The 24770-nt window shown below is 63.6% G+C and carries 28 protein-coding genes; 20 read left to right on the forward strand and 8 right to left on the reverse strand.

Annotation, left to right across the window (positions count from 1 at the left end; all coding sequences use genetic code 11):
- Positions 1–520 precede the first annotated feature (520 nt).
- Together P0D80_RS12030 and rfaE2 are read left to right on the forward strand one after the other, a co-directional pair.
- Entirely contained in the window at positions 521–1393 is an 873-nt protein-coding gene (locus P0D80_RS12030; RefSeq protein ID WP_132376243.1) for a ferritin family protein, read from the forward strand.
- Between the two features lie 156 nt (positions 1394–1549).
- Entirely contained in the window at positions 1550–2032 is a 483-nt protein-coding gene (rfaE2, locus tag P0D80_RS12035; protein ID WP_408284066.1) for a D-glycero-beta-D-manno-heptose 1-phosphate adenylyltransferase, read from the forward strand.
- Between the two features lie 100 nt (positions 2033–2132).
- Here rfaE2 and P0D80_RS12040 read toward each other — a convergent pair whose 3' ends face one another.
- The 3 genes from P0D80_RS12040 to P0D80_RS12050 are packed head-to-tail and all read right to left on the reverse strand — an operon-like array spanning position 2133 to position 4128.
- Positions 2133–2372 carry a hypothetical protein gene (locus P0D80_RS12040; protein ID WP_408284069.1) on the reverse strand — a complete coding sequence of 80 codons (240 nt, stop codon included), beginning with the start codon at positions 2370–2372 and terminating at the stop codon, positions 2133–2135.
- Between the two features lie 53 nt (positions 2373–2425).
- On the reverse strand, positions 2426–3238 hold the full coding sequence (locus P0D80_RS12045) for a type III pantothenate kinase (protein WP_408284072.1): 813 nt from the start codon (positions 3236–3238) through the stop codon (positions 2426–2428).
- Positions 3235–4128, reverse strand: a complete 894-nt coding sequence (locus tag P0D80_RS12050; protein WP_132376240.1) for a biotin--[acetyl-CoA-carboxylase] ligase — start codon at positions 4126–4128, stop codon at positions 3235–3237. The genes P0D80_RS12045 and P0D80_RS12050 overlap by 4 nt, the downstream gene beginning before the upstream one ends.
- Positions 4129–4233: 105 nt before the next feature.
- Between P0D80_RS12050 and P0D80_RS12055 the strand changes: the two genes are divergently transcribed.
- From P0D80_RS12055 to P0D80_RS12100, 10 genes are all read left to right on the forward strand, one after another.
- Positions 4234–5367, forward strand: coding sequence for an MlaE family ABC transporter permease (locus P0D80_RS12055; protein ID WP_408284075.1), 1134 nt, complete (start codon positions 4234–4236; stop codon positions 5365–5367).
- Positions 5364–6242, forward strand: a complete 879-nt coding sequence (locus P0D80_RS12060; RefSeq protein WP_132376238.1) for an ABC transporter ATP-binding protein — start codon at positions 5364–5366, stop codon at positions 6240–6242. The genes P0D80_RS12055 and P0D80_RS12060 overlap by 4 nt, the downstream gene beginning before the upstream one ends.
- Before the next feature lie 16 nt (positions 6243–6258).
- Complete coding sequence (locus P0D80_RS12065) at positions 6259–7221, forward strand: MlaD family protein (protein ID WP_408284079.1); 963 nt, start codon at positions 6259–6261, stop codon at positions 7219–7221.
- A gap of 30 nt (positions 7222–7251) precedes the next feature.
- Complete coding sequence (locus tag P0D80_RS12070; protein WP_408284081.1) at positions 7252–7878, forward strand: ABC-type transport auxiliary lipoprotein family protein; 627 nt, start codon at positions 7252–7254, stop codon at positions 7876–7878.
- 31 nt (positions 7879–7909) lie between these two features.
- The gene (locus tag P0D80_RS12075) at positions 7910–9067 is read left to right on the forward strand and encodes a VanZ family protein (RefSeq protein WP_132376235.1); all 1158 of its coding nucleotides are present in this window, start codon (positions 7910–7912) and stop codon (positions 9065–9067) included.
- A 139-nt stretch (positions 9068–9206) separates the two neighbouring features.
- Positions 9207–9530 (forward strand): (2Fe-2S) ferredoxin domain-containing protein, encoded by a 324-nt coding sequence (locus P0D80_RS12080; protein ID WP_132376234.1) that lies wholly within the window; start codon positions 9207–9209, stop codon positions 9528–9530.
- 9 nt (positions 9531–9539) lie between these two features.
- A complete protein-coding gene (locus tag P0D80_RS12085; RefSeq protein ID WP_132376233.1) occupies positions 9540–10184 on the forward strand; it encodes an alpha/beta hydrolase in 645 nt (214 codons plus the stop codon).
- A 319-nt stretch (positions 10185–10503) separates the two neighbouring features.
- Positions 10504–11733 carry a D-alanyl-D-alanine carboxypeptidase family protein gene (locus tag P0D80_RS12090; protein WP_408284085.1) on the forward strand — a complete coding sequence of 410 codons (1230 nt, stop codon included), beginning with the start codon at positions 10504–10506 and terminating at the stop codon, positions 11731–11733.
- Positions 11734–11746: 13 nt separating this feature from the next.
- A complete protein-coding gene (locus P0D80_RS12095) occupies positions 11747–12712 on the forward strand; it encodes a D-amino acid aminotransferase (protein WP_408284088.1) in 966 nt (321 codons plus the stop codon).
- Entirely contained in the window at positions 12684–12953 is a 270-nt protein-coding gene (locus tag P0D80_RS12100; protein ID WP_408284091.1) for a DUF493 family protein, read from the forward strand. Before P0D80_RS12095 ends, P0D80_RS12100 begins: the two co-directional genes overlap by 29 nt.
- A gap of 24 nt (positions 12954–12977) precedes the next feature.
- Here the strand turns inward: P0D80_RS12100 and P0D80_RS12105 are convergent, their stop codons facing one another.
- Positions 12978–13946 carry a transcriptional regulator GcvA gene (locus P0D80_RS12105; RefSeq protein WP_408284093.1) on the reverse strand — a complete coding sequence of 323 codons (969 nt, stop codon included), beginning with the start codon at positions 13944–13946 and terminating at the stop codon, positions 12978–12980.
- A 98-nt stretch (positions 13947–14044) separates the two neighbouring features.
- Between P0D80_RS12105 and P0D80_RS12110 the strand changes: the two genes are divergently transcribed.
- The 3 genes from P0D80_RS12110 (at position 14045) to lipA (ending at position 16260) form a co-directional block, all read left to right on the forward strand.
- Positions 14045–14371 (forward strand): DUF2917 domain-containing protein, encoded by a 327-nt coding sequence (locus tag P0D80_RS12110; RefSeq protein WP_408284096.1) that lies wholly within the window; start codon positions 14045–14047, stop codon positions 14369–14371.
- Positions 14372–14525: 154 nt separating this feature from the next.
- A complete protein-coding gene (lipB, locus tag P0D80_RS12115; RefSeq protein WP_408284099.1) occupies positions 14526–15251 on the forward strand; it encodes a lipoyl(octanoyl) transferase LipB in 726 nt (241 codons plus the stop codon).
- A 13-nt stretch (positions 15252–15264) separates the two neighbouring features.
- On the forward strand, positions 15265–16260 hold the full coding sequence (lipA, locus tag P0D80_RS12120; RefSeq protein ID WP_408284102.1) for a lipoyl synthase: 996 nt from the start codon (positions 15265–15267) through the stop codon (positions 16258–16260).
- 118 nt (positions 16261–16378) lie between these two features.
- On the opposite strand, the gene P0D80_RS12125 is transcribed toward lipA, so the two are convergent.
- Positions 16379–16513 carry a hypothetical protein gene (locus P0D80_RS12125; RefSeq protein ID WP_279388592.1) on the reverse strand — a complete coding sequence of 45 codons (135 nt, stop codon included), beginning with the start codon at positions 16511–16513 and terminating at the stop codon, positions 16379–16381.
- Positions 16514–16569: 56 nt separating this feature from the next.
- A complete protein-coding gene (locus P0D80_RS12130) occupies positions 16570–17016 on the reverse strand; it encodes a hypothetical protein (RefSeq protein WP_408284108.1) in 447 nt (148 codons plus the stop codon).
- Positions 17017–17283: 267 nt separating this feature from the next.
- Here P0D80_RS12130 and tauA point away from each other — a divergent pair, with 267 nt between their 5' ends.
- Genes tauA through P0D80_RS12145 form a run of 3 tightly spaced genes read left to right on the forward strand, consistent with a single transcriptional unit; the run spans position 17284 to position 20011 of the window.
- Positions 17284–18306: a taurine ABC transporter substrate-binding protein gene (gene tauA / locus P0D80_RS12135; protein ID WP_408284111.1), complete on the forward strand. Its 1023-nt coding sequence runs from the start codon at positions 17284–17286 to the stop codon at positions 18304–18306.
- Positions 18307–18347: 41 nt separating this feature from the next.
- Positions 18348–19145 (forward strand): taurine ABC transporter ATP-binding protein, encoded by a 798-nt coding sequence (locus P0D80_RS12140; protein WP_408284114.1) that lies wholly within the window; start codon positions 18348–18350, stop codon positions 19143–19145.
- A 26-nt stretch (positions 19146–19171) separates the two neighbouring features.
- Positions 19172–20011, forward strand: coding sequence for an ABC transporter permease subunit (locus tag P0D80_RS12145; RefSeq protein WP_408284350.1), 840 nt, complete (start codon positions 19172–19174; stop codon positions 20009–20011).
- A 27-nt stretch (positions 20012–20038) separates the two neighbouring features.
- On the opposite strand, the gene P0D80_RS12150 is transcribed toward P0D80_RS12145, so the two are convergent.
- Complete coding sequence (locus P0D80_RS12150) at positions 20039–20722, reverse strand: histidinol-phosphatase (protein WP_408181174.1); 684 nt, start codon at positions 20720–20722, stop codon at positions 20039–20041.
- Positions 20723–20948: 226 nt separating this feature from the next.
- Between P0D80_RS12150 and P0D80_RS12155 the strand changes: the two genes are divergently transcribed.
- Positions 20949–22616, forward strand: coding sequence for a Na/Pi cotransporter family protein (locus P0D80_RS12155; protein WP_408284117.1), 1668 nt, complete (start codon positions 20949–20951; stop codon positions 22614–22616).
- A gap of 31 nt (positions 22617–22647) precedes the next feature.
- Here P0D80_RS12155 and P0D80_RS12160 read toward each other — a convergent pair whose 3' ends face one another.
- A complete protein-coding gene (locus tag P0D80_RS12160; RefSeq protein ID WP_408284120.1) occupies positions 22648–23418 on the reverse strand; it encodes a DeoR/GlpR family DNA-binding transcription regulator in 771 nt (256 codons plus the stop codon).
- A gap of 565 nt (positions 23419–23983) precedes the next feature.
- On the opposite strand from P0D80_RS12160, the gene ugpQ reads away from it, so the two are divergent.
- A complete protein-coding gene (ugpQ, locus tag P0D80_RS12165; protein WP_408284123.1) occupies positions 23984–24769 on the forward strand; it encodes a glycerophosphodiester phosphodiesterase in 786 nt (261 codons plus the stop codon).
- Position 24770: the final 1 nt, after the last annotated feature.

A 24770-nucleotide genomic window follows, 5' to 3' on the forward strand; every position in this document is an offset into this window, starting at 1 on the left:
TCGACGCAGCACAGAAAGGCGAGTTCGCCGTCTGTCATGGTTTTGACCCCGATCGTCCGCCACACTCCGCGAATCGCGCGTTTTCTTGCGCAAGGTCAGCCAGGCACCGGAATTGCGGCTGTTACGGCGCGGGTTCGGCCAGGTCAGCGTGCTATCATTGTGTAAGCTTTATTTTTGGCTTTTGGGCGTGCGCTGAAAACTACCAATCCAGCCGCCCTTGCTCCATTCACGCCGGCAACACCGGCGCAGGGCTGGACGGTGCGGTTTTCATCGCAAACTGGCTCGACCTCAGGCACAGGGTATCCCTCACCCACGGTTGGCCGCGCAGCGCGTAACGTAGGGGTAGGCGCGCGGGCGCAAATGCCTGGGCTTCTTTGCCGTCAGGTGCATCTAGGCGGCCGATTACCGCGTAAAATTGAATGCTTGGCCGGCAAACGGTGCACATCCGTTCGTCGTGAGCAAAAGTACTACACGTAGTAGTGACAGACACACACAGTATGCGCAGAACAGGGGTGGGACTATGAACACCATGCTTTATCCGGAACTTTATAAATCGCTCGAATCCGTTCGATGGGACATGGAGAAAGACATTCCCTGGGACAAATTCGATGCATCGCTATTGACCGACGAGCAGGCAGCGACGATCAAGATGAACGCGATCACCGAATGGTCGGCGTTGCCCGCCACGGAAATGTTTCTGCGTGACAACCATCACGACAGCGATTTCTCCGCGTTCATGAGCGTGTGGTTCTTCGAAGAACAGAAGCATTCGCTGGTGCTGATGGAATATCTGCGCCGCTTCAAGCCGGAAATGTGTCCGACCGAAGAGGAACTGCACGCGGTGCGCTTCGAATTCGATCCGGCGCCGCCGTTGGAAACGCTGATGCTCCACTTCTGCGGCGAAATCCGCCTGAATCACTGGTATCGCCGTGCCGCCGAATGGCACACCGAGCCGGTCATCAAGCACATCTACGAAACCATTTCGCGCGACGAAGCGCGTCATGGCGGCGCGTACCTGCGCTACATGAAGAAGGCGATGGCGCAAACCGGCGACATCGCGCGTGCCGCGTTTGCGAAGATCGGTGTCCTGATGGCATCGGCTCGCCGCACGGAAAAACCGCTGCACCCCACCAACTTGCACGTGAACCAGGCGCTGTTCCCGCGCGACACGATTCAATCGCGTTTGCCGGATCCGGAATGGCTCGAACGCTGGCTCGACGAACAGATCCGTTTCGACGACGGCTGGGAAAAGAAGGTGGTGGAGCGCATTCTGCACAACCTTTCCATTCTGTTCGAGCGCACGTTCAACACGGCGCAGGAACTGAATCGCTACCGCAAGGAAGTGGTCGCGCGTCTGCAGGCGGATCAGAAGTCGGCTGAACAGCCGGCCTGATGGTCGCGAGCAGGTGACTCGGCTTCGCGGCGCCACGCGCTGCGAACTGGTTTGAAAAAAAGAACGGTCTGGCACACTTATGTGCGCCAGGCCGTTTTGTTTCATGCGGCCCATCGTGTATGGTGACGGCACCTTCCTGTCCTTTCCGATTCCTCCATGGCTGCCATTTTTGAACGCAAGATGCTGACGCGCGACGCACTGGTGACGCTGCGTCCTTCGCTGAACGCGCCGGTGGTGTTTACCAACGGCGTGTTCGATATCCTGCATCGCGGGCATGTGACTTATCTCGCCGATGCGAAGGCTCTGGGCGCCTGCCTGATCGTCGGCGTGAATAGCGATGCGTCGGTTCGTATGCTCGGCAAAGGCGACGATCGGCCTATCAATAACGAGGCTGACCGGATGGCTTTGCTGGCGGCGCTAGAGAGTGTCGACTACGTGGTGTGCTTCGGCGAAAAGACGCCCGTCGAGTTGATTTCGGCGGTCCGGCCGGACGTGCTCGTCAAGGGCGGCGACTACGACATGGATGTGCTGCCCGAGTCGGCCATTGTGCGAAGCTGGGGCGGTAAGGCGCTAGCGATTCCCTTCGAACACGACCGCTCGACTACCGCACTGCTGAAGAAAGTTCGTACGCAGGGCTAAAGGCCAACTGCCGCGCGAGCAACGCACCGACTTCGCGTCTCGCGTCGCCCGCCGCGAAGTCTGTCCGCTCGTTGCGTGACTGCTCGAGTTACTGCTTGCGTTACTGCGACAGCGCGGACGCCGCGATCGGCGCCACCGGCGCTGGGCCGCCGACAACAGCCAGATCGGCAGCCTCCGACGCCGTGACCGGCTGCACCTTCAACCATTCCTGATGAACCTGGCGATTCAGATGGTTGGGCTCGCGTCCGCCGGCTGTAGGCGTCGGGCCGAATACGCCGCGCACCGCGACGAATGCCAGCATGTTGGCAAGAAACAATATGGCGATCAGCCAGCGCAGCATTGTTGGTTTTCCCCGTCCAGAAGTTGAGCCGCCGTTATCCCTATGGCCGCGATTCAGTTGCCGCGTTCCATGACGCGCTCGGCAGCAATCAGCGCAAGACCGGAGAGCACGAGCGAATCGTGGCGAGTATGCGGCACTTTCAGCGCGCTCGCCACTTCGTCCACGGCGCCGCCGCTGACCAGGAGGCGCACCGGAACCTGCCATTCATCCTGCAGATCGCGCCACATGCGCTCGATCAAGCCCGCTTGCGCCAACGTGCAACCGGCGGATAGCGAGCGCGGCGTGTCCGTCGCGAAGAACGGGCCGCGGCGCGTCGTATCGGGCATGCTGCCGTCGAGCAGGCCGCGCGCGGCTTGGGCGTCGAGCGTCGGCAGTTGCGCCGTGTGCTCGCCGAGCGAGCGCATCATCAAGCTCCACCCCGGCGCGATCAGGCCGCCGACAAAGCAGCCGTCCGCGCGCAATGCTTCGAGCGTGGTCGCCGTGCCGAACGTCGCAATCAGTAGATGTTCGCCGGGAAACGCCGCATGCGCGCCGATCATGCCGGCCCATCGGTCGCTGCCGAGTGCATCCGGCGTGGTGTAGCTGTTGGTCACGCCGCATTGCTGCGCGCAGGCGCGAATCGTCGTAAGCGGCAGTTGCGGCCAGCGCGCGTCGAGCAATGCGGCAATCCGTGCGGCGACGTTTTCGCCCGCCACATTCGACAACCATGCGCCGCCGGGCGCCGGCAAATCCGACCAGTCCGGCCGATCCGCGCCGCCATGCGTCAGCGCGCCGGCCGCGATCTGGGAGCCGTCCGCCTGCACCAGCGCCCACTTGATGCGGCTATTGCCCGCGTCGATCAACAACCAGGGCGCGCCGCTCGTCATGCGGCACCGTCGGCCAGACGCAGCGAGACGTCGCCGGTCGCCACGGTCTCGCGGCCGGTCGGCGTGTCGAGCAGCAACTGGCCGCGCTCGTCGACGCCCGCCGCCACGCCGCGCATCTGTTCTTCGCCTTGTTCCAGCAATACCACTTCGCGGCCCGCGTAGGCGTGCACCGCGTTCCAGCGCGCCTGGAACGGCGCGAAGCCTTCAGCGCCGAAGCGCTGCAAGGCCGGTTCGAGCGCGTTCAACTCGGCGGCGAGCGTGTCGGTGAGGTTGGCGTTGGGCAGCGCGCGCTGCAGCGCGGTCGGCGCGGTGCCGCGCGCTTGCGGCGGCACGCCGGCGTTCAGCGCGCCGACCTTGGCCGCGAGTTCGTCCGCGCCCTTGACGTTGGTGCCGATGCCGATCACCACCGCGCTGGCGTCGTCGGTGCTCCACGCGGTCTCGATCAGGATGCCTGCCAGCTTGTCGCCTTCGAGCAGGACGTCGTTCGGCCACTTCAGCGCGATCTGACCGGGGCCGGCGACCGGCAGCGAGCGCAGCCCGTCGACCAGCGCGACGCCCACCGCGAGACTCAGGCCCGCGAGCCCTTCGAGCGGACACGGCAGCACGCACGCCACGGAAAACAGCAGCGCATTGCCCGGCTCTGCATACCACGGACGGCCACGGCGGCCACGCCCGGCGGTTTGCAGATACGCGACCCGCACGATCGGCCGCGGCAGCGCGCCGGCCTTGCGCGGCAGCGCTTTGACGCGTGCCATCAGGTCGGCGTTGGTCGAGCCGGTTTCCTCGACGATTTCGATCGGCCAGTCATGCGCGTGCGGGCCGAACAGGGCGACTGCGCGTTCGCGATCGATGCGCCAGTCTGCTTGAGGGGGAGTCTTGGAAGCGTTCATGGTTCATATTGTAGCGACAGCGAACCCGGTAAGCCCGCGCGCACGGTTCCTGCGCCGCGCCTTCGTTACAATGGCCGCTAATCCGATAACCAGATTCAACGATCCTTGAACTACGACACTCCGCCCGGCCTCGAAGTCGCGGCAGGCAGCCAAGGCAAGATCGTCCGGCTCTCGGGCCAGTGGACGGCGCTCGCGCTCGCGCGCGATAAGGCCACCGGGCACGTGATCCCTCTATTGCGGTCGCTGGTCGGCGCCGAAGGCATCGGTCAATGGGACCTGTCGCGTATCGACCGGATGGACCACGTCGGCGGCCAGGCGCTGTGGCGCGTGTGGGGCCACAAGATGCCGCCGGACACCACGCTCACCGACACGCAACGCGACATTTTCGAGCGCATCGCCCTGCTGGACACCGTGCGCGAAACCGCCGAGCCGGTGATCAAGTTCGATCCGTTCACGCGGCTGGGGCTCGCGATCTTCTCGTTCTTCGAGCATCTGTATGGCGGCGTGGCCATGCTCGGGCGCGTCGTGCTCGATCTGTTGGCGATCGCGCGCAAACCGAAAATCACGCCGTGGACCGAGATCTCCGCGAACATCTATAACGCCGGCACCAAAGCCATGCCGATCACCGCGCTGGTCGCGTTTCTGATCGGCATCGTGCTCAGCTATCTGTCGGCGCAGCAACTGCGGCTGTTTGGCGCGAACCAGTACATCGTCAATATTCTTGGCCTTTCGGTGATCCGCGAGCTCGGGCCCGTGCTCGCGGCGATTCTGGTGGCAGGCCGCTCGGGCTCGGCGATCACCGCGCAGATCGGCGTGATGCGCGTGACCGAGGAACTCGACGCCATGCGCGTGATGGGCATCCCGCACGGCCTGCGGCTGATCCTCCCGCGCGTGGTCGCGCTCGGCGTGGCCATGCCGCTGCTCGTGATGTGGACTAACATCATTGCGCTGACGGGCGGCGCGCTCGCCGCCAAGATCGCGCTCGGCATCGACATGAACTACTTCGCGCGGGCCTTGCCGAGTGTGGTGCCGGTCGCGAATCTGTGGATCGGCTTGGGTAAGGGCGTCGCGTTCGGTATGCTGATCGCGATCGTCGGCTGTCATTTCGGTTTCCGTATCAAGGCCAATTCGCAGAGTCTTGGCGAAGGCACGACGACCTCGGTGGTGACCTCGATTACCATCGTGATTCTCGCGGACGCCGTGTTCGCGATTCTCTTCCAGAACGTGGGGCTCGGATGATCGCGCCACTCACTCAGGCCGTGCGCGGCCAGCCAATGCCCTCGATCGCCGAGCCGGTGATCGAAGTGATCGACGTGACCAAGCGCTACGGCCGCAACATCGTGCACCAGCATCTGAACCTGGACGTGCGGCGCGGCGAGATCGTGTCGATCGTCGGCGGCTCGGGTTCCGGCAAGACCACGCTGGTGCGGCAGATTCTCGGTCTCGAGCGTCCTTCGTCGGGCACCATCAAGCTGTTCGGCGAGAATCTCGCGACCATTTCGCCGGAAACCGCGCTGCTGATGCGCAGCCGCTCCGGCATGCTGTTTCAGCGCGGCGCGCTATTCTCATCGCTCTCGGTGTTCGACAACATCGCGCAGCCGGTGCGCGAACTCGGCAAGGTGCCCGAAGATCTGTTGCGCGACATTGTGATGCTCAAGCTAGAGATGGTCGGTCTGCCATGCAAGCACGCGTCGAAAATGCCGTCGGCGCTGTCGGGCGGCATGATCAAACGCGTGGGCATTGCGCGGGCGATCGCGCTCGAACCCGAGTTGCTGTTTCTCGACGAACCGACCGCCGGGCTCGATCCGCAGGCGTCGGATGAATTCGTCGAACTGATCTCCGCGCTGCATCGCGCGCTCGGCCTGACGGTGGTGATGGTCACGCACGATCTCGACACGATGATCGCGCTGTCCACCCGCGTCGCCGTGCTGGCCGATCGCAAGGTGCTGGTCGCCGCGCCGGTGGAGGAGGCCGCGGGGGTCGATCATCCTTTCATCCGCGAATATTTCCTCGGCCTGCGCGGACGCCGCGCGTTGCAGGCGCTGCCGCCGGAGCGCCGCGCGAGGCTGCCGCGGGCGGCGCTCGAGCCGGCATCGTCCGAATTGCCGCTGTGAACCAGGGAACCTGACAATGGAAAACAAATCACATGCCTTCTGGGCCGGGCTCTTCACGATCGTTCTGCTGGTGGCCATCGCGCTGGCGGCTTTTTTGTTCAACGTCGACCGTGCCGTGCGGGTGCCGTACGATCTGATTGCGCGCACCAACGTCACGGGCTTGTTTACGGACGCGGCGGTGCGTTATCGCGGGCTCGACGTCGGCAAGGTGCAGTCGATCAAATTCGACCCGGCTCATCCGGGGCAGATTCTGATCCGCATCCTTGTCGATACGCACGCGCCGATTACCCATTCGACGTTCGGCAGCCTGGGGTTCCAGGGCGTGACGGGTATTGCCTTCATCCAGCTGGATGACAATGGGCGCGACCCGTCGCCGCTGCCGTCGTCGGCCAAACAGGTGGCGCAGTTGCCGATGCGCCCCGGCTTGCTCGATCAACTGCAGCAACGCGGCGACGTGTTGCTGCGCAAACTCGAAAAAGTCGCGGACGACGTCGACAATTTGCTGTCGCCGGAAATGGCCGATCAGTTGCAAGGTACGGCCGCAAGCCTGCAGAAAGCCGCCGACGGCGTGGCCACGCTGACCCAGAAAATGACGCCGGCGGCCGGCATGCTGCCCGACACGATCAAACAGTTGGATCGCACGCTGGTGTCGACCAATCAGCTGATCACCGGCCTGAACCAGCCGAACGGCCCGTTCGAGACCAACCTGAACAAGGTCGGCACGGCCGCGCAGCAGGCCGGCGACGCGCTGGTGTCGATCAATGGCGTCGTGCAGGAACTGTCGGCGCGAGTCGGCTACGACACCTTGCCGCGCGTCAACTCGCTCGCGGAAGACGTGCGCTCCGCGGCCCGCTCGGTGGACCGCGCCGCCGATACGTTCAGCACCAGCCCGCGCAGCGTCCTGTTCGGCGCGCCGGGTGCGGCGCCCGGCCCCGGTGAAGCAGGCTTCAAGTGGCCCGCCGCCCGCGCTGCTCAATGATTTTGAAGGTTTGAAGAAAGGAAGATTGTCATGTCACGCTCGATTCACCGATTCTTGTCCTCGCGCGCCGCGTTGGCGGTGCTGCTCGCATTCGGCGTGCTCGCCGCGGGCTGCGCCGGTACGCCCGCAGCGCTCTCGGACATCCGCTACGACTTCGGCCCGCCGAGTCCGGCAGCGTCAGCGGGCACGTCGCCGGCTGTGAAGGTGCTCGATGTGAGCGCGCCCGACGTGCTCGAGTCGGACAAGCTGACTTACCGCCTGAGCTACGCCGACGCACAGCAGACGGCCGCGTACGCGAACAGCCACTGGACCATGACGCCTTCGCAGTTGCTGACCCAGCGTCTGCGTGGCGCGCTCAGTTCGCGCGGCACCGTGCTGACGGGCGCCGACGGCGTCGCCGCGCCGGTGCTGAAGGTCGATCTGAGCGAATTCGAACAGGTCTTCGACAGCCAGTCCCAAAGTCACGCCGCGGTCACCGCGCGCGCCACTCTGACGCAGAACGGTAAGGTGCTCAGCCAGCGCACGTTCATCGCGCGCGCACCGTCCAGTTCGGCGGACGCCGCCGGCGGCGCGCAAGCGCTCGCCACCGCCAGCGACGATCTGGTCGCGCAAATCGGCGCATGGCTCGGCGTGCAGGCGCTGGTCGCCGCGCAATGACCGGCTTGCAGCGCACACAGAGGAGCGCTGCATGAGCGTAAAACCCTGGGCGCGCCGTCCGTCGGTGCTCGCCCGGCAGGCGCTGGTGCTGTATACCGCGTTGATCGTCTACGGTTCGTGGTATCCGTTTACGGGCTGGCGTTCGCTCGGGCTCGGCCCGTTTGCCTACCTGTCCGATCCCATGCCGCAGTACCTGACGGCGTTCGACGTCGTCACCAACGTGCTCGGCTATATGCCGTTCGGCGCGCTCGTGGTGCTCGCGGTCTATCCGCGCTGGCGCGGCACGCTGGCGGTCGCGTTTGCCTTCGTGCTCGGCGGGTTGCTGTCCGGCGTGATGGAAGCCGTGCAAACCTATCTGCCGACGCGTGTCGCCTCCAACCTCGATCTCGCCGCCAATGCGCTCGGCGCGTTGCTCGGCGCGGCGATCATGTCGCCGGCGACGGGCGCGCTGCTCGATCGCGGCTTGCTGCGGCGCGTGCGGCTTCTGTGGTTCGAGCGCGACCGAGCGGCGCTCGCGTGCCTGGTGCTGGCGTGGCCTTTCGCGACGATGTATCCGGCGCCGCGTCTGTTCGGTCTCGGCAACTGGCCGCGCGCGCTCTGGCTGCGTTTCGATTCGACGACGCAAGATGCCTTGCTCGCGTGGACGCCACCGGGCTGGCACGTCGGTACATGGCCGGCGCTCGCCGCCGCCTGGATGCCTGACGACGTGTGGGAAGCCGTGATCACCACGCTCAACCTGTTCGCCGCGCTCGCGCTGGCGTCGTTGCCGGTGCGCCGCCATGCGCCGCGCGTGCGCCTGTTGCTGCTGTTTATCGTGATGACCTTGTGCGTAAAGGTGGGCGCGACCTTTCTGCAGTCGCAGTCCGGTCTCGCATTCGACTGGGCGACGCCCGGCGCGTTGGCGGGCCTCGTGTGCGGTACCGGCGCGGCACTCTTCACGTTGCGTCTGCGGCGCAGATCACGCGCGGCGCTGGCGGGCGCGGCGCTGACGGTCGCGTTGGTGTTCGTCAATCTGCTGCCGGTGAATCCGTATTTCGATGCCGTGCTGGCCGACTGGCGGCAAGGGCGTTATCTGCACTTCAACGGTCTGGCGCACTGGCTCGCGTGGATCTGGCCATATGCCGCACTCGTGTGGCTCGCCTATATCGTCGAGCAGGCATGGCTCAAACGGCGCATGAAGCACACGTGAAGCGCGCACTCGGAGCGTGGGGCAAGCGTGGCCAGCATCAGCGACCGCCAGCCCCGCTCGTTATAATCGTTCGCACAACAGGCGCGCCGCCGTGCATCCAGCGCCGTTCCCCACATTGACAGCCTCGCCCCCGGACATCATGGACTCCTTCTACAAGTATCACGTCTTCTTCTGTCTCAATCAGCGCGAGCCCGGCGCCGAGCGCCCGAGCTGCGCGAACTGCAACGCGCAGGAGATGCAGGAGTACGCGAAAAAACGCGTGAAGAAACTCGGTCTCGCAGGTCCGGGCCAGGTGCGCATCAACAAGGCCGGTTGCCTCGACCGCTGTGAACTCGGCCCGACGGTCGTCGTGTATCCGGAAGGTATCTGGTACACGTACGTCGACGAGAGCGACATCGACGAAATCGTCGACTCCCACCTCGCGAACGGCAAGATTGTCGAGCGTCTGAAAATCGATCAATAAAGCGTCGCCATGAACGTACATACCAGGAAGTATCTGATCGACGGCCCGGTCGGCAAGATCGAGGTCGCGCTGGATCTGCCCGACGAGACGCGCGAGAACGGCGCCGCGCCGCGCGGCATCGCGCTGGTCGCGCATCCGCATCCGCTGTTCGGCGGCACCATGGACAACAAGGTCGCGCAGACGCTCGCGCGCACGCTCGTGCAGTTGAACTACGTGACGTATCGCTCGAATTTTCGCGGTGTCGGCGAAACGCAAGGCGAGCATGACGCGGGCATCGGCGAGCGCGACGACCTGCGCGCCGTGCTCGATCACATGCGCGCCGAACCGGGTCAAGGCGATCTGCCCCTCGTGCTGGCGGGTTTTTCGTTCGGCACGTTCGTGTTGTCGCACGTGGCCGCGCAGTTGCGCGAAGAAGGTCAGGAGATCGAGCGAATGGTGCTGGTCGGCACCGCGGCGAGCCGCTGGGACGTCGCGCCCGTGCCGGAAAACACGCTCGTGATTCACGGTGAGACCGACGAGACGGTTCCCATTCAATCCGTTTACGACTGGGCGCGGCCGCAGGAATTGCCGGTGGTCGTGATTCCGGGGGCGGAGCATTTTCTGCATCGCAAGCTGCACGTGCTGAAGCGGATCATCGTCGACGCGTGGCGGTAATCGGCAGGCGATGTGTGTTTTCCGGGGTACAGGTACGCACAAACGCAAATTAATCGCCGACCTTGGCGCAAAGTAACCGGGAGAGCACGCGTATAATGGCGACTCTTTTTTGGGCGCAGCGCCGCCCATCCGGCAGTTCGCGCGACGCGTAGCGTCTTTTCGCGCGCAGCGGTGTCGGATGCAAGGCGTGCTGCGCGAACCGATCGCGTGGCCGGAAGTCCAATGGGCGCCGCGCCGTTTTACGGCCAGACGCTCGCCGACCGGCTCTTCCAAACTTTGCGCCCTGCGCGCGATGTATTTTTCTGCACCAATCGACCCTATGCGTTTCTCCACCTCCGGCCGCACGTCATTCCCTTCAGTTGCTTCCTTCGTTCCTTCCGCGCTTAGCCGTGCCGTGACCCTCGGTGTCGTGCTGCCGGCCACGCTCGTCGCCAGCACCGCGTTTGCGCAAGTGCCGCCGCCGGCCGTGAACGCGCGCTCATGGGTGCTCGTCGACGCGACCAGCAACCAGGTGCTCGCCTCGGGCAACCCCGACGAGCGCGTGGAACCGGCGTCGCTGACCAAGCTGATGACGGCGTACCTCGTCTTCGAAGCACTGCAGACGAAGAAGATCAACATGGACCAGACGGTCATGCCGAGCGAAGCGGTGCGCCGCGTGCGCACCGACGAATCGCGCATGTTCATCGAAGCGAACAAGCCGGTGACCGTGCACGATCTGGTGTACGGCATGATCGTCCAGTCGGGTAACGACGCGGCGATCGCGCTGGCCGAACTGGTCGGCGGCAGCGAGTCGCAGTTCGTCAACATGATGAACACGGAAGCGCAGCGCCTCGGCATGAAGAACACGCATTTCGCCGATGTGAACGGCATGCCCGATCCGCAGCACTACACCACGGCGGGCGACCTCGCGGTGCTGTCGGCGCGTCTGATTCGCGACTTCCCTGACTACTACAACATCTTCTCGGTCAGGGATTTCACGTACAACAAGATCAAGCAGCCGAACCGCAACCGCCTGCTGTGGATCGACCCGACGGTCGACGGTCTGAAGACCGGTCACACGCAAGCCGCCGGTTACTGCCTGATCGCGAGCGCGAAGCGTTCGCTGCCGGGCGCGACCGATGCGTCGCGCCGTCTCGTCTCGGTCATGATGGGCGAGACCAAGGAACACGACCGCGTGCAGGACAGCCTGAAGATGCTGAACTACGGCTACAGCGCGTACGACACGGTGCGTCTGTACAAGGCGAATCAGGTGGTGGGCACGCCGCGCGTCTACAAGGGTGCGCAGGATAGCGTGCAGATCGGCGTGAAGAGCGATCAGTACATCACCGTGCCGAAGGGCATGGGCGACAAGGTGAAGCCGCAGATCGAGCAGGTCGATCCGCTGATCGCACCGATCGCAAACGGTCAGCAGGTCGGCACGGCGAAGCTGGTCGCCGACGGCAAGGTGTTGGCGCAATTCCCGATCGTGGCGTTGCAGGCTGTGCCGCAAGCCGGCGTGGTCGGCCGCGTGTGGGATTCCCTGATGCTCATGTTCAACAAGAAGAAGTAAGAGCCCGATTGCGATGACCGCTGTTTCCGATGTGTCGCCTGATCCGATTGTCTATCTGAACGGCGAGTTGGTGCCGTTGTCCGAAGCGCGCGTGCCGGTTCTCGACCGCGGCTTTATTTTCGGCGATGGCATTTACGAAGTCGCGCCGTTGTATGCGCAAGCTGGGAGCGCGCGCGGCCGTACGCCGTTTCGCTTCCAGCAGCACCTGGCGCGGCTCGCGCGTTCCGTCGACAAGATCGGCATCGTCAATCCGTTCGACGATGCCGGCTGGCGCGCGCTGATCGAGCGCGTGGTCGCGGCGAACGAGGCGGACGGCGGTCTGCGTGCCGATCAGGACGCAATTGCCTATATTCAGGTCACGCGTGGTGTCGCCAAACGCGGTCACGCGTTTCCAGCCGGCATCCGGCCGACCGTGTTCGTGATGGTCACGCCGCTGAACCTGCCGAACGCGGCGCAGCGCGCGCAAGGCGTGCGTTGCGTGAGCGCGGAAGATCGTCGCTGGCTCAATTGCGACATCAAGTCCGTGTCGCTGCTCGGCAATGTGCTGATGGCGCAATATGCCGCCGAGAACGACGCGTTCGAGACGATCCAGTTTCGCGACGGCATGCTGACCGAGGGATCGTCGTCGAATGTGTGGATGGTGAAGGACGGCGTGTTGTCCGCGCCGCCGCGCAGCCACAAGATCCTCGAAGGGATCCGCTACGGTCTGATCGAGGAGCTGACGGGCGAGTGCGACATCCGTTTCGAAGCGCGTGAGATTAGCGAAGCCGAACTGCGCGCGGCTGACGAGATCATCGTCAGTTCGGCAACCAAGGAAGTGCTGCCGGTCACGCAGCTCGACGGCCAAGCGGTCGGCGAGGGCAAGCCGGGTGCGGTCTTTGCGGCGTTGTACGCTGCTTATCAGCGAGCCAAGATCCAGGAAGCGCGCGAGGCGCAGCAAGGAGTAGAGAATGAGTCCCGTGAACGAGTCACTGTTTGAGTTTCCTTGCGATTTCCCGATCAAGATCATGGGCAAATCGCATCCCCAGTTCGCCGAGACGATCGTCACGGTTGTGCGGCAGTTCGACAATGAAGTCGATGCCTCGCGCATCGAAACGCGGCCGTCCAGCGGCGGCAACTATACGGGCCTGACGGTCACGGTGCGCGCCACGAGTCGTGAGCAGCTCGACGATATCTATCGCGCGCTCACTGGCCATCCGATGGTCAAAGTGGTGCTTTAAGCCCCGCTCGTCGCTTCGTTCGTATTACGGCGTGACGCGCAATGCGTCCGCGGACAGATCGGCGCTTGCGGCGGGTCTCAGCTCGCAAGCCCGGTCGAAAAGCTGCTTGAAGCGTCCCACCTCCTCGAACACCCAGTCGCGAAACGCTTTCACGCGGGCGGTCTCGAGCATCTGCGGCGGGCAGATGAGGTAGTACTGCCACGGGCTCGGCCCATCCACATCGAATAGCCGCACGAGGCGGCCTGCCGCGATCTCGTGCATGGCCAGCGAGCGGCGCGTGAGCGCGACGCCCTGGCCGTCGATCGCCGCCTGCAACAGATTCGACGAATCCTGATACAGCACGCCGCGCTTCGGCTCGGGCCAGTCGGTGAGGCCGGCGGCGTCGAACCAGGGGCGCCAGAGTTCGTCGTCGGAGCGCAGGAGCGGGACTTTCGCTAAATCGGCCGGCGTTTTCGGCAGCTTGCCGCCGTTGAAGTTCGGCGCGCAGGCGGGAAAGAAAATCTCCTCCAGCAGCAACTCCGAATGCAAACCCGAATATTTGCCGAAGCCGAAACGGATTGCCACGTCGACGTCGTCGCGCGCAAAGTCCGTGAGCGCGTTGGTGGACAGCAGTTCGAGATCCCACTGCGGATGCGCCTCGATAAAGCTGCCCACGCGCGGCGTCACCCAGCGCGCCGCAAACGACGACAGCATGGACACCACCAGCCGCCGCTCGCGGTCGCCGGCGCGGATTTCGCGAGTGGCATCGGCGAGCGCCATCAGCGCCGAGCGCACGTGCGTGGCGTAGCGCCGGCCGGTCTCGGTGAGCCGCACGCGCTTGCCGTCACGCGCGAACAGCGAGACGCCCAGTTCGGCCTCGAGCGCGCGAATCTGGTGGCTGACGGCGCCGTGGGTGACGAACAGTTCGTCGGCGGCGCGCGAAAAGCTTTCGTGGCGGGCGGCGGCCTCGAATGCCTTGATCGCGTTCAGTGGCGGTAATTGCCGAAGGTCCATGGCAATATTTCTCACATAGAGGTGAAAATAGATCGTTTTGCGTAAACCCTTGTTACGCCTAGGATTGTAGTCATGAAACGATTTTTGGCGAGGGCATCATGCGAGAAATTTCCTCTAGCATCGCGTTTGAAATCCGCAGTGGCGAAACAGTTCCCCTGAAGGTGGCGCGCAGCACCAAGCTGATCGTTCGTGGCGGTGCGGTGTGGGTCACGCGCAGCGACGATACGGAAGACTACTGGCTGCAGCCCGGCCATACGCTGAGACTGCGGCGCGGCGAACGTTTGTGGTTGAGCGCCGAGGGCAACGGACAGGCGAGAGTGGCGTTTTCCGTGCCGACGCGCTGCGACGAGCGTGCGCTGAACTGGTTTGCGCGCATCGGCGAACGGTTGGCGGCGCGTATGCGAGGCGGCTGGCGCACGGTTTGATCGAAGGACGCGGCGCGCCGGTTCGGCGGAACGGCGCGCCGCGCAATTGATTCTGGCGGCGGCCCGGCGCGGCCACGCCGCCGCGCGATTTAACACATTCCTAATGTAGCCGCCTCCGGCGGGAATTCCCAGATTTCGGTAAACTGCCGGGATCATGTGCGCCACCCCGGTTTCCCCGACTCCCTTGCCCCTCGCGGTGCCGCTCACGCTGCGCTGGCGTGGCCGCGAACCCTATGAAGCCAGTTTCGAAGCCATGCGCGCATTCACGGACGGGCGCACGGCCGACACTCCCGACGAAATCTGGCTGGTCGAACACCCACCCGTCTTCACGCTAGGCCAGGCGGGCGATCCCGCCCATCTGCTCGCCGCCGACAGCGGCATTCCTCTGGTCAAAGTCGACCGGGGAGGGCAGATCACGTATCACGGGCCCGGCCAGGTGGTGGCCTACCTGCTGCTCGATTTGCGCCGCCGCAAGTTGATGGTGCGCGAGTTGGTCACGCGGATCGAGCAAGCCGTGATCGACACCCTTGCGGCGTATAATCTCGCCGGAGAACGAAAGGCGGGCGCTCCCGGTATCTACGTGGCGCCTGGGCCGGACGCCGGGCTGCACGCCGGCGCCAAGATTGCGGCGCTGGGTTTGAAGATCCGCAACGGCTGCAGCTATCACGGCGTGAGCCTGAACGTGAACATGGATTTGCGGCCGTTTCTGGCCATCAATCCATGTGGCTACGCAGGGCTCGAAACAGTCGATATGGCCACGCTTGGCGTGACCGCCGGCTGGGACGACGTGGCCCGTACCTTTGCAGAACGCCTCACCGCAAACCTCGACGGCAGTCCCGCGGCCGTCGCCCAACCACAGGCCGGTGCCCTCACCGCCTGACTGGACCGAACGAATGACTGACGTTACCGCGAACCTCGCAGCTTCCCCCACTCCTGACGCCGTGCCGGCCTACGACGCCACCGCGAAGCAGAAGGCGCAAGCCAAGACCGCCCGTATTCCGATCAAGATCATCCCGATCGAAAAGCTGAAGAAACCCGACTGGATCCGCGTCAAAGCGGCGACCGGCAATTCTCGCTTCTACGAAATCAAGCAGATTCTGCGCGAACACAATCTTCATACGGTGTGTGAAGAGGCGAGCTGCCCGAACATTGGCGAATGCTTCGGCAAGGGCACGGCGACCTTCATGATCATGGGCGACAAGTGCACGCGCCGCTGCCCGTTCTGCGACGTCGGCCACGGCCGCCCGGATCCGCTCGATGTGGACGAGCCGGGTAACCTCGCGCGCACCATCGCCGCGCTGAAGCTGAAGTATGTGGTGATCACCAGCGTCGACCGCGACGATTTGCGCGACGGCGGTGCGGCCCACTTCGTGGAATGTATCCGTCAGACGCGCGAGCTTTCGCCGGAGACGCGCATCGAAATTCTGACGCCGGACTTCCGCGGCCGTCTGGATCGCGCGCTCGGTATTCTGAACGCCGCTCCGCCCGATGTGATGAATCACAACCTCGAAACGGTGCCGCGTCTGTACAAGGAAGCGCGCCCGGGTTCGGACTACGCGCATTCGCTGAAGCTGCTGAAGGACTTCAAGGCGCTGCACCCTGACGTCGCCACCAAGTCCGGTCTGATGGTCGGCCTCGGCGAAACCGAAGAAGAGATTCTGCAAGTGATGCGCGACCTGCGCGAACACGACGTGGACATGCTGACGATCGGCCAGTACCTGCAACCATCGGAACACCATCTACCGGTGCGCTCGTACGTGCACCCGGACACGTTCAAGATGTACGAGGAAGAAGCGTACAAGATGGGTTTCACACACGCAGCCGTGGGCGCGATGGTCCGTTCGAGCTACCACGCCGATTTGCAGGCGCATGGAGCTGGCGTGGTCTGAATGTCTTAGCTAGAGCTGTCAGTTTGAGAAAAGCCTGCACGTATTGCAGGCTTTTTTCTTTTGGACGGTCAGACTTTGACTGCCGGCACTGCGCATCTTTGCGCTTCTCTGCGAAGCGTTACCGGTAGTGCCGTGCGAGCAGCATGCAGATCGAGGCAATCGTGCTACCGATGATTGAAAAAGGAGCGGCAAGTTCGATCAGGCGATTGCGCAGTTCGCGATTTTCCATGACGTAGTCGATCAGATTGGGCATTTAAGTTCTCCCTGTTAGACGTGCTTGAAAGTATAGCTCTGACGATTGCCAATTAGTTAGTTTAACGAATAATGAGATAGGGTAAATGAGGCAGCCACCGCTGCGGTCATGATCGCCGATGTCCACATCAACCTTCGTTCGCGTGCCTCGTCGCCGCGATGATAATCAAGATGCGGTGCCGAGTCAGCCGCGCCGAACGTGACGAGGATGGACGCCACGACGAGAAACAGAACATGCCAGAGCAATCCGGCCAGCATGAAGGCTAGCGTGCTATTTGTCCAAGCCTCGCCCAGCGCGCTGCCGATCTCGTAGCACGCGCTGGCGCACATCGAAATGACGACCCAGAGAAGTTGTCCGTTCTGCACGGAACGTATCGCAATTCCTTTCGACGACTCCCGATAGAAGCGCGAGAAGCTCAACAGAGGCAGCAGCGCAAAGGGCGCGCACACTGGCACGCCGACGTTGAAAAGCAACCAGCAAATGCGCCCAATAAAATCGATCATAGGAATGCGAAGCTTTGGCAACGCAAAGATGATCCCGCTCCGGTCAATTGCAGGTCAATCTGCCGAACGGCCAGCTTGCGCATCACGATCCGCATCATTCGCTGGAACCGTCCGCCCCCCGCAACAGCAGTCGCCGCTAACCAACCGAACGTGAAAAGCAATGCTCGAACAGCGTGATTAGCAATCGCGGATTAATTAGAACCGGCCGCGAACAAACTGCCTATAGTCGAAAGCCTCCCGAACAACACCTGCTCAAGGGGCATTCCGATGAACCGCTTCCGCCGTCCGCTTGCCGCGTTCGCTACGCTGCTTGCACTGTCCGCGTCGTTTGTTTCCACGGCGCACGCCGACACCAAAGAAGTCGTGATCGCGTATCAGGACATGGTGGTGCCGTGGCGCTACGCGCAGGCCACCGGCGAAGTGCAGAAAGCCACCGGCTACAAGGTCACCTATCGCAAACTCGGCAGCGGCGCCGACGTGATCCGCGCGCTTGCGTCCGGCTCGGTGCAACTTGGTGAAGCCGGTTCGAGTCCGATCGCCGCGGGATTGTCGCAAGGCGTGGATATTTCGCTGTTCTGGATTCTCGACAATATCAACGACGCCGAAGCGCTGGTCGCACGCGACGGCTCCAATGTAACGAGCGTCGCCGGTCTCAAAGGCAAGAAAATCGGCGTGCCGTTCGTGTCGACGTCGCACTTTCACACGCTGGTCGCGTTGCAGAGCGCCGGCGTGAATACGTCCGATGTCAAGATCGTCAACTTGCGTCCGCCTGAAGTCGCGGCGGCGTGGGAGCGCGGCGACATCGACGCGACGTATATCTGGGACCCCGTGCTCGCCAAGGTCAAGAAGAACGGCAAGGTGCTCATCACCTCGGGGCAGGTTGCGCAGCAGACCGGCAAGGCGACCTTCGACGGTTTTGTCGTCGATCGCAAGTTCGCCAGTCAGAACGCCGAGTTCGTCGCGCGCTTCGTGAAGGTGCTGGCCGCGACGGACGCGAATTACCGCGATCACACGTCGGCATGGACGGCAGCGTCGCCGCAGGTCGAGGCGGTCGCCAAAGAGTCGGGCGCGAACGCGCAGGAAGTGCCGGCGAGCCTCGCGTTGTACGCGTTCCCGACGCCGGCCCAACAGGCTTCGAATGCATGGCTTGGCGGCGGCGCGCAATCGGGTGCGGCGAAGTCGCTGGCCGCCACCGCGGCGTTTCTCAAGACCCAAGGCACGATCCAGAACGTGCTGGCCGACTACTCGACCGGCGTCGATCCGCAGTTCGTGCAACGCGCGGCGCATTGATCGTCGCGCGCTGTCTCCTATCGACATCATGAGGTGCGGCGATGAGCGGTCTTGAAATCCGGCGACTGCACGTCGCCTACGAAGGCGCGCGCGGCGCGGCGCCACATGTCGCGCTGGCCGATGTCGATCTGCGTATCGAACCCGGCGAGTTCGTGGTCGCGCTGGGCGCGTCGGGCTGCGGCAAGACGACCTTGCTCAATTGCATTGCCGGCTTCATCCCGCCGACGGAAGGCGAGGTGCGGCTGAACGGCGAGCCCGTGCTCGGGCCGGGCGCGGACCGTGGCGTCGTGTTCCAGAAGTACGCGTTGATGCCGTGGCTCGACGTGCTCGACAACGTCGCGCTCGGTTTGCGCTTTCAGCGCGTGCCGAAGGCGGAGCGCGAGCGCATTGCGTTCGAGATGTTGAAGCTCGTCGGGCTCGAGAAGCATACGCGCTCGCGGGTCTATGAGTTGTCGGGCGGCATGCAGCAGCGTGTGGGTATCGCCCGTGCACTCGCAAGCGATCCGCGCGTGCTGCTGATGGACGAACCGATGGGCGCGCTCGACGCCATGACGCGCGAGTCGATGCAGGAACTCGTACTCGATGTCTGGGGCCGCACGCGCAAAACGGTGTTCTTCATCACGCATAGCGTCGAGGAGGCGCTTTTTCTCGCAACCCGTCTCGTCGTCATGACGCCGGGCCCGGGCCGCATCGCCGATAGCTACGACTTGCCGTTCGCGCGGCGTTTTCTACAGACACGCGACGCACGTGCGGTGAAGTCGTCGGCGGATTTCATCGAATGGCGCGAGCGGCTGGTGCATCGGCTGCATGAGCGCAATCAGGAAGAGGTGGTGTCGTGACGACTTCGCGTGAATCCTTGGGCAAGGTGCCGCTCGCCCAGGCCGGCAAGCGGCCGCAGCATGCCGCGCGGCTCGTGCGCGGCTGGCGTTTGCCGGGCGAAGGTCCGAGCGCGGCGCTTAGCGCGGTCTCGGTCACGACGCTCGCGGCGTTGTGGTGGCTTGCCACGCATCTGCACTGGTTGCCGCCGCTCTTTCTGCCGACACCGGAAGCGGTGTGGAGCGCATTTCTCGACGCGTGGCACGGCCGCATTCAAGGCGGCTTGCCGCTCTCCGAGCATCTCGCGTGGAGCGCCTTGCGTGTGTTCGGCGCGTTTGCTCTGGCTGCGGTCACGGCCGTGCCGGTCGGCATTCTGATGGGAGTGAGCCGGGTCGCGCGCGGCCTTCTCGATCCGCCGCTCGAGTTCTATCGACCGCTGCCGCCACTCGCTTATCTGCCGCTCGTGGTGATCTGGTTCGGCATCGACGAAACGGCGAAGATCGTCGTGATCTATCTGGCCTGCTTCGCACCTATTGCCATGGCCGCGCGCGCCGGCGTGCGCAGCGCGACCATCGAGCAGATTCATGCGGCGTATTCGCTGGGCGGCCGCTTCTCGCAGATCGTGCGGCACGTGGTTTTGCCGGCGGCGTTGCCGGAGATTCTGACCGGCCTGCGCATCGCGATCGGCTTCGGCTGGACTACGCTGGTCGCCGCCGAAATGGTTGCGGCCACTGCGGGCCTGGGTCAGATGGTGTTGAACGCATCGAGCTTTCTACGCACCGACGTGGTGGTGATGGGCATCGTGTTGATCGGGCTGGTCGCGTGGCTCTTCGATCTCGGTATGCGTGCGCTGGAAGGGCGGCTCGTGCCGTGGAAAGGGCGCGCGTAGCGCGGCGGCTCAGGCTCAGGTCAAGACTCACGCAAACAGCTCAATCACGCGCCAGCCGCGTTCCGTGGCGATAGCCCGCAGCCGCGCGTCAGGATTGGTCGCAACCGGATTCGTAACGCGTTCCAGCAACGGCACGTCGTTGATCGAATCGCTATAGAACCAGCTCTGCGGGAAATCCTGCAGACGATGCCCGAGCGAGGCCAGCCAACTCTCGGTGCGCGTGATCTTGCCTTCGCGAAAGGTCGGTGTGCCGACAGCCATTCCCGTAAAGCGCGCCAACGGATCGCCGCCTTCGGTGCCAAGCTCGATTCCCAGCAGATGCTCGAAGCCGAGCGCCTTACCGATCGGCTCCGTGATGAACACATTAGTGGCGGTAACGATGCAACACAGGTCGCCCGCATCCAGATGGCGTTGTACGAGCGCACGCGCTGCCGGCAGGATCGCAGGCGCAATCACCTGCTGCATGAACTCCGTATGCCACGTGTCGAGCTGCTCGCGCGAGTGGCGGGCAAGCGGCGCGAGCGTGTAGTTCAGGTAAGCAGCCATGTCGAGCGTGCCGGCCACATATTGCCGGTAGTAATCGTCGATTTCCTGCGCGTGCCGCGCGGCGCCTTCTATACCCAATCCCGCAATGAAGTGGGCCCACGCCTGATCGCTATCCAGCGGCAGCAACGTGTGATCCAGGTCGAACAGCGCAAGGTTGCGGCTCATCCAGAGTCCTCGTGATTAAGTGGGCGAGCGGTCGAGTGGTCGAACTCCCCGTATGACTGACCATGAGCCGGCACACAGCCATCCACAGCTTGACACGAGCCTATATTTAAAAGCACAAAATTACAATAAGGCAAAAATGTGCAACACTACTGTCATACGCCCCGGGTGCCGGTTCGCGCGGCATGCGGTTCGGGTCATGGCAGCAGGAACGGATGCGCAGTGCATTATGTTGATTCTCCTAAACCTTCTGGCCGGTGTGGCGCTCCTCGTGTGGGGTTCGCACATTGTGCGCACCGGCATCCTGCGAGTCCTCGGCGCCGACCTGCGCAGCGTGTTGGGGCGCAGCACCAGTAGCCGCTGGCGAGCTTTCCTCTCGGGTGTTGGCGTCACGAGTCTCGTGCAAAGCAGTAATGCCACTGCGGTGATCGTCACGTCGTTCGCGGCGCAGGGACTATTGCCGCTCACCAGTGGTCTCGCGATCATGCTCGGCGCCGACGTCGGCACCGCGTTGATGGCGCGGATCCTCACACTCGATCTGTCCTGGTTGTCGCCGATCCTGATTCTGCTCGGCGTGCCGCTGTTCCTTTCGCGAAAGCAAACCCGTCTCGGCCAGGCCGGCCGAACGTTGATCGGCCTCGGCTTGATTCTGCTGGCGCTGCGTCTGATCGTCGAAGCTGCTCAGCCGATGATGCAAGGCGCCGGCGTGCGCGTGATGTTCGGTGCACTGACTGGCGACACCATGCTCGACGCATTGGTCGGCGCCGCGTTTGCCATGCTGTCCTATTCGAGCCTTGCCGCGGTGTTGCTGACCGCGACGCTCGCCTCGTCCGGTGTGATTTCGCTGAAGGTCGCCCTGTGCCTCGTGATCGGCGCTAATCTTGGCAGCGGCTTGCTCGCGCTCCTCGGCACCGTCGCACAAAATGCGGCGGCGCGGCGTCTCGCGTTGGGCAGCTTTGCGTTCAAGCTGGCCGGCGCGCTGCTGATCCTGCCGTTCACTACGCTGCTCGCGCGCGGTCTGCCGGTGCTGATCGCGAATCCGCGTGAAGCCACGGTCGGCTTCCATCTGATCTACAACACGCTGCGTTGCTGCGCGTGCCTCTCGCTGATCGATCCGGTGGCGCGCGTCTGTGTGCGCATCTTGCCCGACCGGCCGATGCCGAATGGCGAGCTGCGGCCGCTCCATCTGGATACCGCGGCGCTGTCCACGCCGACGCTTGCGCTCGCGCATGCCGCACGCGAGGTGCTGCGGATCGGCGACATTGTGCGCACTATGCTCGACAACGTCGCGGACCTGATCCATAACAACAATCTGGACAAAGCGCGCGAAACGGCGCGCATGGACGACGACGTGGACGAGCTCTACGCCGCCGTCAAAACCTATCTGACGCTTATCTCGCGCGAGCAACTCGACGAAGCCGACAGCCGCCGCTGGACCGACATCATTTCATTGACGATCAATCTGGAGCATGCGGGCGACATCATCGAGCGGATCGTGCGCGACATCGAGGAAAAGAAGATCGCCCACCGTCTGTCGTTTTCGGAGGAAGGGCTGGGTGAACTGGACGACTTGCAGGCGCGGCTCGTCAGCAATTTGCAGCTTGGCTTGTCGGTCTTTCTGAACAACGATCTGCGTTGTGCCGAGCGCCTGCTCGCGGAGAAGGAGCGCTTTCGTGATCTGGAGCGCGCGTATTCATACCGCCATCTGGACCGGCTCACCGGACAGACCTTGCGAAGCATCGAAACCAGTGCGCTGCATCTCGATCTGATCAGCGACATGAAGCGGCTCAACTCGTTGTTCTGCTCGACCGCCTATCCGGTACTCGACGCAGCCGGCGCGTTGCACGACACCCGCTTGCGCAAGCGTTCGCTCGACACGATGCATGTGAAGGAATAGACCTCGAGTCTCCTGACCTAAGGCCCAAGCCCTAAGCGAGCACGATCTCTTCGAGCTTCTTTTTCAGCGATGCAAACTCGGCGGCTTCGGCCGCCTTTTTGTTGGTGACGAGCACGTCGATCCGCTCGACCGGGCAGTACGAGATACGACTGTGCTGGCCGATCTTGCTGTAGTCGGCGAGGATCACCACGCGGTCCGCGTTGGCGACCATCGCGCGCGCGACTTCGGTTTCGGCGTGATCGTAGTTGGTCGCGCCATGCCGGTGATCGATGCCGACCGGCGACAGCAGCGCGAGGTCCGCGCGATAGCGCTGGATGTCGAGCACGGTGGTGGCGCCCGTGGTCGCCATGGCGCGGTCGCTGATCGAGCCGCCAAGCAGAATGACTTCGTTGGCGGCTTCGGTTTGATCGACGGCGCCGCGCATCTTCAGCGCGACATCGATCGAATTGGTGACGATGGTGAGGTTCGCGAGTTTCGCCAGTTCTTCGGCTAGCGCGGCGGTGGTGGTGCCGGCGTCGATGAAAAGCGTCTGGCCGCTCGCGATCAAACGCGTAGCCGCCTTCGCAATCGCCGTTTTGGATTTGACACGCATATGGGCGCGTTCGGCGATCGGCGCTTCGTCGGCGGGCTTGATCGCGCCGCCGTGCACGCGCCGCAGTTCACCTAGCGCTTCGAGATCGAGCAGGTCGCGCCGCACGGTTTCGCGCGACACCCCGAGATCCGCCATGATCCGTTCCGTGGACACACGTTGCAGCGTGGACAGCAACGCGCGAATTCTTTGATGCCGGTCTTCCTGCCACATGCATTTTTCCCTGGATGCGTACGCGCGTTGATTCAGCTTGTATTTAACTGCGACATCGTGGTCACGAATGTGTGTCCGGAGGATGTCAAGCGTACTACTTTAGCCGAATTGTGTTGTATTTTTTTGGCAGCTTGCAAGTTTGTGTATTTCAACTTAGCCTTCGCAGATCGAAGCGCTGAGTCTATTTCGAACATCAAATGTTCGAAAAGGAATTGAAATGTCCGGTTCCGAGCATTTCGCGGCGTTTTTGGCGATTTGATTGACCCGTGCCGCCGCCATAATGGCTCTTGGGGTTTGCCGTCCGGGCGATTGGCCGGTGATGTTTCGCGCTGCGGGATGACTCCACGCTTCGTCATCCTGACAATGGCATTGCAGTGTGCGGCGCGATGAGAACATGCAGCGTACGCCCGGGTATCGCCGCGCTCGCCTTAGCGCGATACTACGCACGGGCTCGCGCGTGGAGACAGCATGAGGCCGCGCTGCCTCATGATGGCCGAGGCAGCGGTGATGGCCGGGAACGTGTCGAGAGCATAGTCAACCCGCTCTATCTGAAAGGTAACGAGACGTGGGAAACGGGATTAATCGCACCTTATCCGCAGACTGGCCTTATCCGCGACTGGCCGCGCATCGCTGTGGCGGCACGCTGGCGCCGGAAAACACGCTAGCCGGTTTCGACGCCTGCGTGCGCTATGGGTACCGCATGGTCGAATTCGACGCCAAGCTATCCGCCGACAACCAACTCTTCCTGCTGCACGACGACACACTCGAGCGCACCACCAACGGCCACGGCGCCGCCGCCGAACACACATGGCAGCAACTGGCAACGCTCGACGCCGGCGCCTGGTACGGACCGCAGTTCGCCGGCACGCGTTTGCCGACGCTCGCCGAGGCGGCCGAGCGTTGCGCGCGCGACGGCGTTGCCGCCAACATCGAAATCAAACCGTGTCCGGGCCGCGACGAGATCACCGGCACTTTGGTGGCAAGCGGCGCGCTGACGTTATGGCAAGGCCAGACGCCGCCGTTGCTGTCGTCGTTTTCGTTCGAGGCGCTGGCCGCGGCGCGCGACGCGGCGCCGTCGGTGCAACGCGGCATGCTGTTCGACGAGGTGCCTGACGACTGGCTGCGCATCGTGCGTGAACTGGACTGCGTGTCCTTTCACGCGAACCAACGCTATCTCACGGAGCGGCTGGTTGCGGAGATTCACTGCGCCGGCCTGCGCGTGCTCGCCTACACGGTCAACGACACGGCGCGCGCGCAACTGCTCGCGCAATGGGGCGTCGACATGATTTGTACAGATCGCATCGATACACTGCGACCCGACATGTTCTCGGCGCCGGCCAACCCGGCCTGAA

Origin of the sequence: Paraburkholderia sp. RL17-373-BIF-A, assembly GCF_046030175.1 — a bacterium.
In the GTDB taxonomy this organism is placed as follows: Bacteria; Pseudomonadota; Gammaproteobacteria; order Burkholderiales; family Burkholderiaceae; genus Paraburkholderia.